Source organism: Halobacillus sp. BAB-2008, from assembly GCF_000328325.1.
Lineage (GTDB): Bacteria > Bacillota > Bacilli > Bacillales > Halobacillaceae > Halobacillus.
Genome location: NZ_ANPF01000015.1, coordinates 27,671 through 43,388, shown reverse-complemented (window position 1 = coordinate 43,388; position 15,718 = coordinate 27,671). Strand labels below are relative to the sequence as shown.

Sequence of the window (15,718 nt, the reverse complement as noted above, 5' to 3'; positions counted from 1 at the left end):
GAGGCTCACTTATTATAATCCCATAGGATACGCCATTCCCCTTCTTCCTTCGTAACGTAAACGAATTGTGTAAAAAGGAAGTGTCCGTATTTACCATGGTACGTCTGTGTGACCACCATTTCGTAGACAACACCAAACGGCTCCCCATCCTTCTCCATCTTCCAGTTATCTCTTTTCTTCTTGCCGTCTATCGTAAAGGTGAAAGTGTCCGCACCGAAGTGGTTCATGAATACGTGGGATCGGTCTTGGATGTATGGTCCTTTCGCAAATTTCTCCTGTATGCTGGTATGTAACAATTCCCATGACTTATTGTACTCGCCTTCCTGCTCCAACGTATAAAACTCATCGACCACTCGTTCAGCTTGATAACTCGGCCTTGTCATAATGAAAAATGCTCCGGCAGCTATCAGTGTCAGCAATAAGAACAGAATGAAGAGGATTAATGCAGGCTGCTTCTTCCTTTTCATTTCTTCCCCCCTCCTTCCTTACCCTATGCAGAAGAAGGACAAAAAAGAGCCTGGCATCAAATGGCGGGCTCTTTTTTGTCCTTTATCCTTATGCCTGGTTGACTGTCCGCAAATTTGGCTGATTGAACAGGATGCCCCTCTGCCCAAGGCCAACGGATTATCTTGATTTTCCTTTTTATCCATTGCGTATCTTTCTTCGTATTTAGGGATTTCCTGTGCGGTAAGCTTTTTCATCCAAAAAAAGACACCTGTATCCAGGTGTCTTTCCAGAAGTTTTATTCTGTAATCGTGTCAAAATACTCTTTCAGTTGATTGATCCGGTTTGTCATGCTGCTTGGGCTTACCCCATATTTTTCAGCAACAGCTTTCTTTGTAACTTTTTGTGTCTCTTCCCGGAAGTACGTCGTTGTGACAAACATATGCTCAAGCGCTGCAGCGACGACTTCAGGCTTTCTAAGATTCGGCTGCTCTGCTTCTTTATAAGACAGCCATGCTCTCTCCAGTCGATCAACCGCTTCTTGATCATCCATATCCAGCTGCAACAACTCCAGCACTTCATCGTTTTCATTGGAAGGAGCTGCTTTTGCCTGCTCTTCTGTCTGCACCTGCTGCTCCCCGTTCATGAACATCCATTTTCTCAGGGATTCAATAAATGTCTCTTCCAGATAAGCCTCGATGGAGGATGCTTCTGATGCAGCATAATTCTCTTCCAGCTGTTCTCGGAAGGAAAGGTAGGATTCCTCATAATTAGGGATGGACAATGGAATGAAGTTAAAGACCGGTCCCCACTTCAGAAGGATACCAATGCAGTAAGGCATGCGCGCATAGTTCTCTTCCTTAAGAGGAATCCCCTGCTGATTGACTTCCAACAGTTCCTTCGTCCAAACGTCCTCGACGGTGACACTTTGAGCAGCGTCAACGTTGACAATTTTAAAAATGCCGGTCTTCGGCTGCTTCCACTCTTCCATAGAAGCAAGCGTGGAAGGTCGGTTTATTTTTTTCTTTTTCTTCTCAAAGAACTCATCGAAGATCGTGCCGCCATTCTCCTGTTCTTCCATAAAGACCTTCTGCACCATTCGGAAGGCCGCTTCGATTTCTTCTTCCTGGGTCTCTTTTTGCTCCAGCGGAGCCAAATTCGGGTAGTTGCGGTTCACATAAGCCATCAAGTGACTGTAATGATTGTTCAGCTCTTCATGGAGCGATACAGAACCTAATCCCTCTACGTTCTTATTCATACAACATTTCTTATATTTTTTCCCACTTCCACAAGGGCATGGGTCATTCCGTTTGATCTTACTCATATTAATTCCTCTCCTAATTCTAAACGTCAACTCTACTAGGGTAACGGATATTGACCGAACATGCAAAAATTCTTAAAAAAATCTAAGAAAAAGGACCCTGCACTCCTAATGGAAATCGGGGTGCAAGGACCTATCCTGACAGCTATATATCCCTTCTGAGCGCACGCAGAACATCAATCCTCGTTGCCTTGTTCGCAGGCTTCCATCCTGATATCATAGCAATGCCGATGCTGATAATGACACAGGCGACTGCTAGATAGGGTGGGATAAAGGACAACTGAATCGCTGCCTCCGGCGTTTCCTCAAACACTTGTTTCATTACCAAAGGCAGAATAAAGTTAATACCAATGCTGACAGCGTAAGCAGCGAGGACACCTGCTAAGGCACCGATCAAACCAATGCAGCCACTTTCCATTAAAAAGATACTTCGAATCATCTTCGGGTGACCGCCGATCGCTTTCATGATGCCGATATCCTGTGTCCGTTCCGTTACGGCCATGGACATCGTATTGAATATACCGATGGACGCGATTAGAAGAGCAATAGTTCCGATGATGACAAGACCGGTCTTGATGACTGCAAAAACGACATTCACTTCATCAATCTGCTCGGTTACGGAATAAACATTATACCCTTCTTTCTTCAATTCCTCTGTTACGTTCTCCACCTGTTCCAGGCTTCCGGCAATGACATTGACTTCACTGAAAGAACGAGGTTCGTTTAGATCCTGGAGCAGTGCAATCTCGTCATCGCTCATCGCTGTCTGTATTTGCGCACCGTTCTTCGTACCGGTAAATGCTTCGATTTTCTCAAGCATGGATTCAGAGATTAATACTTCATTTCCTACTTCCCAATCCCGTGCAGGTTCTTCCGCCACACCTACAATCGTAACGGGATACATGTTCGTTACGCGCTCCCCTTCTTTGATCTGTTCTATTTCAATGTCTGCTGACTTCCCTAATACCGGTTCATCATAGCGATTCTGTTTTTTAACAAGTCCATCGGAATCATAAAGCTCTTTATCCGCCCCTTCCTCCTGATTGACGAGTAGTTTGTCGAAGTGATAGCCGACCAGCACTTCATTTTCTTTCGCCGGCATGCGTCCTTCAGCCAGCTTCAATCCAGCCTTCTCCTCAGAATTAAAATCCACCATTTCCACAGAAGGTTGGACTTCATAGTCTCCAAGTTTAGTTACAGACGGGTTCTCCACTATCGTAGAACGGGAGACGGCTTTTACCCCATCCAGTTCCTCCAGACGATCGACGTCCTGCTGTGTGAGTGCAGGATTCTCTCCCTCGGCCACTTCTGATTTCCCAAAGATGGAAACTTCCGTAACAGCCCTATCCTTCATCAAATCATCGACAATATATTTCTGCGCCCCAATACCTACGGAAGCAAGTATGATAAGGAACGCGCAGCCGATCGCTGTCGCAAGCATGGTCATCGCAACACGGGATCTGTTTTTCTTCATGTTCTGCCGGATAAATCGGAACCTGTCTTTCCACTTCATCGGATCGCCCCCTTATCCAATCGTTCAACGACCGAGCCATCTTCCAGACGGATGACCCTGTCCGCAACGGAAGCCACTTCTTCATCATGAGTAATCAGAACGAAGGTGATTCCTTCTTCTTCATTCAATTGTTTAACAAAAGAAAGCAGTTCGTCTTCTGTTTCCTGATCCAGGCTTCCGGTAGGCTCGTCCGCTAAGATAATGGGGGGCTCGACTATGAGCGCCCGTGCCACGGATACCCGCTGCTGCTGTCCTCCAGACAGTTCGGACGGATAATGCTCTGCATAGTCGTCAAGGCCGACTTTCGCAAGCATTGATTTGACAATCGCCCCTCTGTCAGCCTCATTGATCCCCTTCATGACAAGCGGGAGTTCAATATTTTGAAAGGCTGTCATACTCGGAATCAATTGAAAGCTTTGGAAAATGAATCCCAGATTCTCTGCACGAAACGTAGCCCAATCGCCTTCTGATAAAGCAGTAACGTCTGTACCATTAAGTACAATATCCCCTTGCAGTGGCTTAATATATCCGCTTAACAAATTCAGAAGTGTGGACTTGCCTGAACCACTCTTGCCGATGACTGCAACAATTTCCCCTTTATTGATTTTAAGATCAATCCCTTTCAACACAGGTATTTCCTGACGACTATTTTTCTTTCCGACATAAAAAGAATGTGCCAAACCACGTATGACAATCACGTTTACCTTCCTCCCTTTTCCTCTTCTACTACATAAGACGAGGAGGAAGATGGGATCATTTCATTTATTTTCATAAAAAAAGAACTTCCCTTAAGGAAGTTCTCAAGCTGATCCGTGATTCCCGGATTCCGCTGCAAGAGCGTCTGCTTTCGTTTGGTGCACAGTCCCAAACGGATGCTGGGGCGGGGCATAGATGGAATAGAGCTTCAACGGTTTGTCACCTGTATTGATTAAGTTATGCCATGTTCCGGCGGGGACCATGATGGCATAACCATCGTACGCTCTGTCCTCAAATGTAACCGTTTCTTTCGTGCTCCCCATTTGTACGAGTCCTTCCCCTTCTTCCACACGTAGAAATTGATCGACGTCCGGATGGATTTCCAGGCCGATATCATCGCCGACACCGATGCTCATTAACGTTACCTGCAGATGATCTCCCGTCCATATCGCCGTCCGAAATGTGTCATTCGCTTTCGTCGCTTCATCGATATTAAGCAAATAAGGCTGCTTGCCAAAATCTTTGCCCTCCGATCTCCCATCATATGCGAGCGTCTGCAGGCGATTCGCCTGAATGACTTCGTCATTGCATACTCTCCCGAACCACTGACGAATGGTTGGATGCTGATTGGTGTAGTATTGCTGGCGGTCCATCTGATAATTACGCACATTTACTTCATATGCTTTTATCAAACCTTCCGGATAACTATGAAACGGCATCCTTTCAATCTTATATTCCGGCTGTTTGCCTGCAAGCTGAATATAAAGCGCTGTCCTTTGCTGCAAACGGTCGTTCCCCTCTTCCAACGACTTCTGCATCTCCCCTTGGTGCATAGAAGACGGCGCTGATGCAAGCAGTCGGGTGTACAAGTCTACCGCTTCCGCCTCTGACTTAATTGCATTTTTAAGGCCGTTCAGCATTTGTTCAGAACCATCCTGTCTATAGACGGACGGATGCGCCGGGCTCTGGTACGACCTATGACTGTTCGGATACATACTATCATCTCCTCGATCCATGATCTCCCATATCCTATGCAACCTGTGCCCAAGTGTCCGTCATTTTCAAGATTACCTACTTCCTTCCCATAAGGATCATTCTTTTTTTAACATTTTTGTAAGCGGAACCATTTTTATATTGACGGGGAAGGAATCTTTCTATAGTTTTAGTAGGAAGCGTTCATTATTTTATTCATGCAAACGTTTGCCCCAATATATGTGTAAAGGAGTCCTGTCATGACTCATGAAAAAGATGTTAAGAAACTGACACTGTTTACGCTCACATGGCCTATTTTCATCGAAGTGCTTCTACATATGCTGATGGGGAACGCCGATACCCTCATGCTCAGTCAATATTCGGATGAGGCAGTCGCCGCTGTAGGGGTAGCCAACCAGATCCTTTCCGTTATCATCGTCATGTTCGGATTTATTGCAACGGGAGCGGCTATCCTTGTTGCTCAAAACCTAGGAGCCGGAAAACCGAAAGAGGCAGGAGCCATTTCCGTTACTTCCCTCAGCGTGAACTTGTGGTTCTCGCTTCTCTTAAGTTTCGGCTTATTTCTTTTCAGTGAGCCTATTCTTGCCGTAATGGACCTTCCTGCCCAGCTTATGGGGGAAGCTGTCGATTATATGAATATCGTCGGTGGATTGATTTTTGTCCAAGCATTGCTCATGACAGCAGGCGCTATTCTGAGGAGTTATGGGCATACAAAGGATACGATGTATGTCACGATCGGCATGAATATTGTCAACGTAATAGGAAACTACATTGTCATTTTCGGACCGTTCGGGCTGCCTGTTTACGGCGTCCAGGGAGTAGCCGTCTCTACCGCCGTTTCCCGTGGTTTAGGATTCATCGTGCTCTTTCTCCTATTAGTGAAACGCGTGTCGGGTTCTCTTCCTTGGACAGCCCTCTACCGTTATGAAATCAAGCATATCAAAAGTTTACTGAATATCGGAATTCCATCAGCGGGAGAACAATTATCGTACAATGCAAGCCAGATGGTCATTACGTACTTCGTCGCACAGATGGGTGCGACTGCTCTCACAACCAAGGTGTACGCTCAAAATTTGATGATGTTCATATTCCTTTTCTCAGTCGCAATCGGCCAGGGCACACAAATTCTGATTGGCCATCATATAGGAGCAAAGGAAACCGAGCAGGCATACAGGCAGTGCATGCGCAGTCTGAAGCTTGCGATTGCTGTCTCGATTGTAGTCGCTGTCGTTTTCTACTTCTCAAGCGATATCCTGCTCGGTTTGTTTACGGACGACCCATTAATTATTGCATCGGGCGGGACCTTACTGCTGCTCAGTATCCTACTGGAACCAGGGAGGGCGTTCAATCTTGTCGTCATCAATTCTCTAAGAGCGGCAGGCGATGTTCGTTATCCCGTCGTCATCGGTATTCTTTCCATGTGGGGGGTCCAAGTCACGATCGCCTGGCTGCTCGGTCTTCCGCTTTCCTACGGGCTGATCGGTATATGGATCGCCTTTATTGTCGACGAATGGCTGCGCGGACTGCTTATGCTGCGAAGGTGGAGGGGAAGGACCTGGTACAAGAAATCATTCGTTCACCAAAATAACCATGATACTGAGTTAAAGAAAAAAAACCATGCATAAAAAACCTGTGCCTCCAAAGCACAGGTTTTCTTCATCTCAAATCTGTCTTGAACTCACGCACGTTTCCACTTAATTGCTCAGAAAGCTCCGACAGCTGCTGCGCACTGGCAGAAACCTCCTCCATTGAAACCGTCGTTTGATTGGTGGAGGCAGCCACTTCCTCCACGCTCGCAGCTGCTTCTTCTGTGACGGATGCAATCTCTTCAATTGAGGCACTCATGTGGCTGCTGTCTGTCGTTATATCTTCCAGATGGGTGGATATATGCTTAATTCGCTCAGACATCTGCGTCACAGATCCTTGAATAGTAAGGAACGTTCCCTCTGTTTGTTCAAGCTGCTCAGACCCGGTAGTAACCTCTTTATACCCGCTCTCTAAAGAACCCGCTACATTCGTAGATTCCTGCTGGATAGTATGTACAATCTTCGTAATGCTTCCTATAGATGAGGATACTTGCTCTGCCAATTTGCGGACTTCACCCGCAACGACAGCAAATCCTTTTCCGTGTTCTCCTGCTCTTGCTGCTTCTATTGCAGCATTCAGGGAAAGGAGGTTCGTCTGGTCGGCAATTGCCTGAATGACTTGGACCAGGTTGGTGATTTCCTTGGATTGATGTTCCAATCCCTGCACCTTGTCCACAGCATCTTTAACAATAGTATGAATCTTGTTCATCTGATGAACAGACTGCTGCATCAGCTTCCTTCCTTCATCCGTCATCTGAAGCACCTCATGAGACGTACCGGCTATTTCCTTGCCGGTCTGATCTGCCTCCTTAATTTTCAGCGTAAACCGATCCATCATAACGGAAAGATTGCCGGAACTGTTCGCCTGGGATTCTGCTCCTGAGGAAAGTTCCTGCATGGTGGAAGCCACCTGACCGCTTCCTTCTTTTACTTCATTGGCGGAGTGAGTCAGCTCCATACTTCGTCCTGCTACGTCATTAGATGCCTGAGATACACGCTTCACCAAAGAACGAAGGCCGTCCACCATGTCATTAACTGCGTTGGCAAGCTGACCGATTTCGTCCTGCCTCTTCACTTCCACACGGCCTGTCAAATCCCCATCACGAATTCGCTTCATTGATCCCAGAAGAATTTGGATGGACTTATTCAGTCTTCCTCCAAAGACGTATGCAAACAACGCGCCGAGCAGTAATGCAAGGATTAGGAAAGCAATAAGGAAGACGTTGATACTGTTTTCAAGGGTCATAATGAATGAACCATCCATATCCACCCCTGCAACGGCATCCGAATTTTCCAATGGGATAACTATTGATTTATGCGTGTCTCCGTCTACCGGGTCTTTATAGAAATCTGTCATGACTGTCTGTTTGTTATCCAGAGCCTGCTTTTGTTCTTTCGTAAGGGGCGACTCCACCATCATTTCTCCGCTTCCATTTCTGCTAACGGAGTAACCTTTCCCTTCCTTTTGTGTAAGGATATAAGCATGCTTGAGTTTATCATTGTCCTCTACGATAGAGTCCATGGTTTTTAATAAACCCGCATGATTTCCTTCGGGATTGCGGATCGCCTGAAGTATGCGGTAATCATCGACCGCCTGAACAAGTTCATTCCCCGTGTCTTCCAGTGTGCTTTCAAATTGAGGAACAAGATAGGAATCAATGATATGGCTGGACAACACTTTGACAAATCCAAAAACAAGGACTCCTAATATAACAATAGGAATCAAGAAGTTAAGAAACAGCTGCGCCCGCAGCGACTTTTTAGGGTTCATAAATCTGCTTCACTTTCCTTTCCTTAAGATTGAGTAGGTTGGTATCACCTATTTACACTCTTTCTTATATCGGCGGAAATTTCTGATAATATAGTTCTATTTATGGATAATGACTTAATACTTTTCGACTACGAAATAAAAAATAAACCGGACTCTGAAAAGTCCGGTTTATACGGATAGGTTCTCTTGATCAAACTGTCTGGAAAATGCCTGCAATTGATCCAGGTCCGCAATGTCTTCCGTGAATAAAGGAATCTTCAAAAGCCGTTGTTCCTTGAAAATCTCACCGATGTCCTGCATGTACATCTGTTCCTGCTTTCTTCTACGTTCAAGAAAGCTTCCGTCTGCATCAGGCGGAAGCACTTTGTTAACTACCAGCGTATGGACACGGATGTCGTAGGTGTCCAACTGACGGACTGCCTGCTTTGTTTCAAGAATTGGAAGGCGCTCCGGATTTAAAACAAACAGGAAGCCCGTCTTATCTTCATCAAGGATAATTCCTCGGGCTTTGGCAAACTTCTCGCGCCGCTCCTGCAGCACCTCGTATATCGGATCTTCCACAGGTTCTCCATCATGAAGCAGCTGCGTATAGGTATCATTCACTTTCTTCCGCCTTTCCAACAGCCCGTCCACCCAAACGGTCATCATTTCCGGCAGAGTAAGGAGACGGATCGTGTGCCCGGTTGGGGCTGTGTCAAAAATGATCTTATCGAAATCCTTCTCCTCGATCATAATGGATATCAGCTTATCGAACAGTGCCGCTTCTTCTGCCCCGGGGGTAGAAGAAGCAAGATCGATTTGTCTATGTACTTCCTCGATCATTTTCGCATGAACGAGTCCCTTCAGGTTATTTTTCACTCCTTGAATATACCGCTTCGCTTCCTTCCCTGGATCGATCTCTAATCCCCACAAGCCATCCATCAGCGGCTTTTTACTATTTTCTAATTGCTTATGAAAAATATCACCTAAGTTGTGAGCTGGATCTGTGGAGACAACGAGTGTCCGATAACCACGGCTCGTGTAACTTAGTGCGAGAGCTGCTGCCGTCGTCGACTTTCCCACTCCTCCTTTTCCTCCTACAAAAATGATTTTGTTCTTCTCTATACTTGTCATCTTACCCCTCCTCAACAGCAGCGGATTCCCTCCAGAGGTGATTTCTCCATACCCATCCGGAGATGCCAATCATGGAATTTCTCCACGATATGAGGATACAGCTCGAGCGTGTAGTAAAAGGCAGGGTTTGGAATCCCCAGCATGTCTGAATAAATCAGGAGAAGAAACAAGTCCTCCTCCTGCCTCAGCTCCCTTGCAATTTCACGCTTATGAGGAACCCGCAGCATTTCATCATACATTTGTATCAGGCGTTTAATGGAGTAGCTTTTCTTCACTGCCGACATCCCTCCAAACTTTTATGCACTTTTTTCAATAGAATCCTTATTCCTGCCGGTAAGGGTGGAAACAGCTGTCAACAAGATCCATAACGTAAATACAAGAATAATTGCCCCGAAGGTGAAGAGCATCCAATCACTGCTTTCCGCCCACGGTGCCCATTCCATGAAAACCTGGGTGATCATGGCCCATAATGTCATAAACATAAGGAATACCATAGGAATGATCGTCGGCAGGTAATTTCTCCCCTGCCTCTTCAGCCAAATGGATACAAGGAGAAGACTGATGCCTGCGAGCAGCTGATTGGATGTACCGAACAACGGCCAAAGCAGGTAACCACCAGATCCAAACCCTTTTGGTCCTTGCGGAATTAATGTGAGAGCCGCACTGGACACGACGGCAAGCGTTGTCGCTGCATGTGTCTTTGTAAGCGGAGTAACATTATATTCCGATCCAAGCTCTGCAATAATGTATCGCATCAGACGGACGGATGAATCCAGCGTTGTAGCCGCAAAGCTTACAACAATGACAGATACGATCGTAGAAGCGACAGAAGCGGGAATACCTAGTCCCGACGCCAGCTGGCCGGCACCTTGAATAAATACACCGAGGCCTGCATTGCTCGCTTCGGCAAACCCACTGTACGTTGCTGTGAATTCTCCCCTGGTCGGGAAGAATGTGATAACTGCGATGATAGCGACAAGAGCGAGTGCACCTTCACCAACCGATCCCAGATACCCGACAAATCGTGCATCTTTTTCATTATTCAACTGTTTGGAAGAGGTCCCCGAGGATACAAGTCCATGGAAACCGGAAATCGCTCCACAGGCGATCGTGATGAATAATAGTGGAAACCAGGAAGTGTCCGCAGCACCATTGGTCACAGGAGCCGTAATTTCAGGGTTGGTGAACAAAAGGCCGAGATAAAGCAGACCTAGCCCGACAATAAGTTGGTGGGAATTAATATAATCCCTCGGCTGCAATAGTTTCCATACAGGCAAAGTGGATGCAATGTACACATAAACCATCAGAACAACAATCCAGACAAAGAAGGACATGGATGTTGCATTCAAACCGAAAATTGTTTCTGCACCTTCTCCTCCAAAATAGCGGACGAGATCAATTTGCAGAGCAGGAACGTAGCTGGCTACGATTGCAGAAACATACATGACAGCAAGAGCGACAACGGATGGAAGCAGCATATTTCCCTGTCTTTTATACACGTGATAACCGATCCATACTGCTAACGGGATTTGAATAAATACGGACAGGACACTGGCAGGAAAAGAAATGAAAAGGTTGGCGATCACCCAGGCGAAGACAGCGTTAACCATCAACACCAACAATAAGATGATGAATAGGAATAAGACCTTTGCCCGCTGACCGATCAACTTGCTGGCAAGTGTGCCGATTGACTGGCCTTTGTTCCGCACGGATAGAACAAGCGTACCGAAGTCATGTACGCCGGCCGCGAAAACGGTACCGAGAAGCACCCATAACACTGCTGGAAGCCATCCCCAGTAAACAGCGATTGCTGGTCCTACGATTGGCGCTGCGCCTGCTACGGAAGTGAAGTGATGCCCCCATAAGATAAACTTATTGGTTGGGACGAAATCGACACCATCTTTATATTGATGGGCAGGCGTTACATAGTTTGGATCCAACCTGTAAATTTTGTCTGCTATGAATCTCGAATAATAGCGATAACCCAGAAAAAACACGAAGCTGCCTACAACCGCAAGCCAAATACCACTCACACAATCCCTCCTCTTAATGTACACGCTTTCATTATAGTTGGTATTATACACCAGAAACAGGTAATACCCCAATAAATTTACAGATAAATCAGATAACAAAAGGATTTTCGACGACTTGGGAAAGTATGTGTCAAAAAATGCATGTTACCCCCTCTTTTTCCCTGCCACTATCCCAACCCCTATTTGAGAGGGTTTTTCCTGATTCTTTCGAATTACTTATATATATCTTATCAAGGAGGAATGTTTCATGAAGTTGAAAAAGTTTAAGAAATTAGCAACCTTATCCCTGGCTGCAAGTCTTGCACTGATTCCGACAACAGGACAAGTCTTCGCCGATCAGACGCCGGAACCATTGAAGAAAGAAATGAAGGTACAGACAGATGTCCAAAAAGGGGACTACGTTAAAGGAGAAGTCGTCGTTAAATTCAAAGAAGGGAAAACGTTGAGCAGCAAACAGCTTCAAGCCTTCGGTGCAGAAAAAGCGAAGGAAGAAAAAAAGGTCGTTGATTCAAATGTGAAAGTTCTCGAAGTCGGCAACGTGGATGCAGTCGTAAAAGCCTTGAACAATAACCCGAATGTCGAATACGCAGAACCTAACTACATATTCGATGTCACATGGACGCCGAATGACACCTACTACTCCGGCTATCAATATGGACCTCAGAACACGAACACCGAAGCCGCTTGGGATATCACCCGGGGGAGCAGTAACCAGGAAATTGCCATCGTAGACTCCGGAGTAGACTATAACCATCCTGATCTAAAAAACAAAACGATAAAGGGCTATGATTTCGTTGATAATGACTATGATCCGATGGACTTGAATAATCACGGTACTCACGTAGCAGGGACAGCTGCAGCACAGACGAACAACGGAAGCGGTGTCGCAGGAATGGCTCCCAATACTAAAATCCTTGCCGTCCGCGCCTTAGATGCCAATGGCAGCGGCTCATTGAACAATATCGCCAACGCCATCCGCTATTCTGCTGATCAAGGGGCAGAAGTCATTAACCTTTCCCTCGGATGTAATTGTGATACCCAAACACTCGAAGACGCTGTGAATTATGCATGGAATAAAGGATCTGTCATTATCGCTGCTGCTGGAAACGACGGAGTAAGAACGACGTTCGAGCCGGCATCCTATGATAATGTGATCGCGGTCGGAGCTGTCGACCGATATAATCGTAAAGCCTCCTTTTCAAACTATGGAACATGGGTGGACGTCACCGCTCCTGGTGTAGACATTGCATCCACCGTTCCTAATGGAGGGTACGCCTACCTTTCCGGAACGTCCATGGCTTCGCCACACGTTGCCGGACTTGCAGGACTCCTTGCTTCTCAAGGACGTTCAAACAGCAATATACGGGCAGCAATCGAACAAACAGCGGATCCGATCAGCGGGACAGGTTCTTACTTCCAGCACGGGTTGATCAACTCTTATAACGCCGTAAACTATTAAACGGATTCTTAACAGCCTCCGTAGGGCCTCAAGGAAACTTGAGGCTCTTTTTAATTTAGAGACGATTGTACAGTGGGTATCGACACTTATCTATTGACGCCGACTTCTACCTCGGCTATATTAGAATCAACAAGGGGAGTAGCGGCCGTATAATACGGATTGTTGGATCGTCATTCCAGTGCTGCGGCACTCGGTCCATCAAACTATCAACTAGTACGCAAGACCTTGGCCATCAGGGCCGAGGTCTGTTTTTTTGTGATCAAGGCTCTGAAAGTTATCAAAAGGAGGATTTACTTTGGTATTTTTCTTATTTGCCTTATCCGCTGTGATTGTCGTGTATGCGGCAGTCCAATTAAACCGTTTCGGAGATGTGATCAGTCGAAAGTCTTCGCTCAGCGGTGCTGTTGTCGGTACTTTTCTTATAGCAGGAGCAACATCCCTGCCTGAGCTGACAACAAGCTTAACGGCCGTCTATATTGACAACCCCGACATCGCCGTCGGAAACATGCTTGGAAGTAATACGTTCAATCTATTAATCCTTGCTGTCGTCGATATGATTTACCGGAGAAAAAGAATGTTTAACACCATCAATCAGAAGCAGCACCTGCCTTCTGCCATTGCAGGAATCGTTCTCACAATGGTTGTCGTTCTGTCCCTTATTCTTCCGTTTCAAGCGTCACTTCTCCATATTGGATGGGAAATGTTCGTCCTCGTTGCCCTCTATGTGGTTACGATGAAATTCTTCGGGAACTCCGAAGAGGAAGAAGAGGAGATGGACGAGGCTGCCGCCGCAGGCAAAGATTATACGCTTAAAGGGGCCAGTATCGGCTTCGGTGTTGCAGCCGTCGTTGTTTTTGCAGCAGGTAGTGCCTTGTCGATCTTCGGAGACCAGCTAGCCCAGCAGACAGGAATGAGTTCAAGCTTCGTAGGAAGTTTCCTCATAGCTGCTTCCACTTCGCTTCCTGAATTGGTGACCGTCCTCGTTGCATTTCGAATGGCTAATTACGGGATGGCCGTGGGGTCAATCCTCGGGAGTAACCTGTTCAACTTACAGCTTCTTGCAGTAACGGATGTTTTCTATACAAAAGGAGCAATTCTGACCGTTTTAAGCTCTTCTCACCTTCCGATTGCGCTGTTGAGCGTAGCCATGCTTTTGTTGACCGTTTTGACGATCGGACGCAAGCCGCGAACCAATAGTTTTTATTATGCAGCGCCATCGCTTTTAATAATTCTGATGTACTTCATTACTTCTTACAATCTATTTTGACCGCAGAAAAGACACAGTCTCCCTGTGTCTTTTCTTACGTTCTAGAGAAAGAACAGAAAGGGAGAAATATCGGGCGGCAATACACCCGATACTTCTCCCTACTCTTACGCATGTTTTTGAAATGCTATAAAACTTTGCTTAAAAATTCCTGTGTCCTTGGGTTTTGAGGGTTGCTGAAAATATCTGCAGGCAGTCCCTCTTCCATGATGATACCTTCATCCATGAACAACACCCTATCTCCAACCTCCCTTGCGAATCCCATTTCATGAGTCACGACGACCATCGTCATCCCTTCTTTCGCAAGCTCCTTCATAACAGCAAGGACATCACCGACGAGTTCAGGATCGAGGGCCGATGTCGGCTCATCAAACAACATAATTTTCGGCTCCATAGCCAAAGACCGGGCAATGGCTACCCGCTGCTTTTGTCCACCGGAAAGACTCTCCGGATAAACATTCGCCTTATCGGCCAAGCCGACTTTCTCCAGCAGGGGACGGGCAATTGCCTCAGCCGCTGCTTTCTTCATCTTTTTCACTTTCATTGGACCGATCGTTATATTCTCAAGAACGGTCTTATGTGGAAATAAGTTAAAGTGTTGGAATACCATCCCAACCCGTGATCGCACATCATTGATATTCACTTTAGAATCCGTAAGATTATCACCCTCAATATACACATCCCCCGACGTCACTTCTTCCAGGAGGTTCAAACAGCGAAGGAAGGTGCTTTTCCCCGATCCAGATGGTCCTATGACACATACGACCTCTTTTTCATCGATTTCTGTGTTAATTCCTTTCAGTACTTCGTTGGAACCAAACGATTTATGTAAATCTTTCACAGTAATCATCAGACGTCCAGTCTCCTTTCCACTCTCCTTAAATAAACAGCTGTTGGTACAGTGATGATCAAGTACATCACACAAACCATCGTCAGTGCCTGAAACGGCTGAAAGGTCATTCCGTAGTATTGCTGCCCCATATACAACAGCTCCCCTACGGCTATGACAGAGAATAAAGAAGTATCTTTCAGACTTATCACGAATTGGTTACCGAGAGGCGGAATCATTCGCCTGAAAGCTTGCGGCCAAATAATGTACCGCATCGTTTGGTTTCTCGTCAGGCCGATGGAACGCCCCGCTTCTTCCTGTCCCTTATCAATGGAGTAAACGGCACCGCGGACGATTTCAGCAATATAAGCTCCTGCATTGATAGCGATCGCAATGATAGATGCAGTGATTTTATCGATGTTGATTCCTGTCAAATCAGATATCCCGAAATAAATGAATAATATCTGTGCAAGAATCGGCGTCCCGCGAACGGCTTCGACGTAGACGGTAGCAATGCCATACACCAGTTTGTTCTTGGAAAGACGGGCAAAGCCGAAAACTGCGCCCAGGATAAAACCGAAAATCAGACCGACGAATGTTATGATCAATGTCCATACCAGACCTTCAAGCAGGAAAGGCATGACACGGTAATAATGGGATTCTGTTATAAACTCCATATGAGAGACCGCTCCTTAA

General features: G+C 46.2%; 15 protein-coding genes. 3 read left to right on the top strand and 12 right to left on the bottom strand.

Annotated elements, in window-relative coordinates:
- Positions 1-5: 5 nt before the first annotated feature.
- The 6 genes from D479_RS04685 to D479_RS04660 form a co-directional block, all read right to left on the bottom strand.
- Entirely contained in the window at positions 6-467 is a 462-nt protein-coding gene (locus D479_RS04685) for a hypothetical protein (protein ID WP_008634234.1), read from the bottom strand.
- 18 nt (positions 468-485) lie between these two features.
- Positions 486-701 carry a hypothetical protein gene (locus D479_RS04680; RefSeq protein ID WP_008634232.1) on the bottom strand — a complete coding sequence of 72 codons (216 nt, stop codon included), beginning with the start codon at positions 699-701 and terminating at the stop codon, positions 486-488.
- Between the two features lie 41 nt (positions 702-742).
- Positions 743-1,768, bottom strand: a complete 1,026-nt coding sequence (locus tag D479_RS04675; RefSeq protein WP_008634230.1) for an SEC-C metal-binding domain-containing protein — start codon at positions 1,766-1,768, stop codon at positions 743-745.
- 142 nt (positions 1,769-1,910) lie between these two features.
- Entirely contained in the window at positions 1,911-3,278 is a 1,368-nt protein-coding gene (locus D479_RS04670) for an ABC transporter permease (protein ID WP_008634223.1), read from the bottom strand.
- Positions 3,275-3,976, bottom strand: a complete 702-nt coding sequence (locus D479_RS04665) for an ABC transporter ATP-binding protein (RefSeq protein WP_008634220.1) — start codon at positions 3,974-3,976, stop codon at positions 3,275-3,277. Before D479_RS04665 ends, D479_RS04670 begins: the two co-directional genes overlap by 4 nt.
- Positions 3,977-4,078: 102 nt before the next feature.
- Positions 4,079-4,969 (bottom strand): cupin domain-containing protein, encoded by an 891-nt coding sequence (locus tag D479_RS04660; protein ID WP_008634218.1) that lies wholly within the window; start codon positions 4,967-4,969, stop codon positions 4,079-4,081.
- A 237-nt stretch (positions 4,970-5,206) separates the two neighbouring features.
- On the opposite strand from D479_RS04660, the gene D479_RS04655 reads away from it, so the two are divergent.
- Positions 5,207-6,592 carry an MATE family efflux transporter gene (locus D479_RS04655; RefSeq protein WP_008634216.1) on the top strand — a complete coding sequence of 462 codons (1,386 nt, stop codon included), beginning with the start codon at positions 5,207-5,209 and terminating at the stop codon, positions 6,590-6,592.
- 31 nt (positions 6,593-6,623) lie between these two features.
- Here D479_RS04655 and D479_RS04650 read toward each other — a convergent pair whose 3' ends face one another.
- From D479_RS04650 to D479_RS04635, 4 genes are all read right to left on the bottom strand, one after another.
- Positions 6,624-8,324, bottom strand: coding sequence for a methyl-accepting chemotaxis protein (locus D479_RS04650; RefSeq protein ID WP_008634214.1), 1,701 nt, complete (start codon positions 8,322-8,324; stop codon positions 6,624-6,626).
- A 168-nt stretch (positions 8,325-8,492) separates the two neighbouring features.
- On the bottom strand, positions 8,493-9,437 hold the full coding sequence (locus tag D479_RS04645) for an ArsA family ATPase (protein WP_008634212.1): 945 nt from the start codon (positions 9,435-9,437) through the stop codon (positions 8,493-8,495).
- Between the two features lie 11 nt (positions 9,438-9,448).
- Positions 9,449-9,721, bottom strand: coding sequence for a cory-CC-star protein (locus tag D479_RS04640; protein ID WP_035388322.1), 273 nt, complete (start codon positions 9,719-9,721; stop codon positions 9,449-9,451).
- A gap of 12 nt (positions 9,722-9,733) precedes the next feature.
- Positions 9,734-11,470: a carbon starvation protein A gene (locus tag D479_RS04635; RefSeq protein ID WP_008634199.1), complete on the bottom strand. Its 1,737-nt coding sequence runs from the start codon at positions 11,468-11,470 to the stop codon at positions 9,734-9,736.
- Positions 11,471-11,717: 247 nt separating this feature from the next.
- Between D479_RS04635 and D479_RS04630 the strand changes: the two genes are divergently transcribed.
- Both D479_RS04630 and D479_RS04625 read left to right on the top strand, forming a co-directional pair.
- Entirely contained in the window at positions 11,718-12,929 is a 1,212-nt protein-coding gene (locus tag D479_RS04630) for a S8 family peptidase (protein ID WP_008634198.1), read from the top strand.
- A 295-nt stretch (positions 12,930-13,224) separates the two neighbouring features.
- Positions 13,225-14,196 carry a sodium:calcium antiporter gene (locus D479_RS04625; protein WP_008634197.1) on the top strand — a complete coding sequence of 324 codons (972 nt, stop codon included), beginning with the start codon at positions 13,225-13,227 and terminating at the stop codon, positions 14,194-14,196.
- A gap of 124 nt (positions 14,197-14,320) precedes the next feature.
- Here the strand turns inward: D479_RS04625 and D479_RS04620 are convergent, their stop codons facing one another.
- Together D479_RS04620 and D479_RS04615 are read right to left on the bottom strand one after the other, a co-directional pair.
- Positions 14,321-15,043: an amino acid ABC transporter ATP-binding protein gene (locus tag D479_RS04620; RefSeq protein WP_008634196.1), complete on the bottom strand. Its 723-nt coding sequence runs from the start codon at positions 15,041-15,043 to the stop codon at positions 14,321-14,323.
- Positions 15,043-15,699 (bottom strand): amino acid ABC transporter permease, encoded by a 657-nt coding sequence (locus D479_RS04615; protein ID WP_008634195.1) that lies wholly within the window; start codon positions 15,697-15,699, stop codon positions 15,043-15,045. Before D479_RS04615 ends, D479_RS04620 begins: the two co-directional genes overlap by 1 nt.
- Positions 15,700-15,718: the final 19 nt, after the last annotated feature.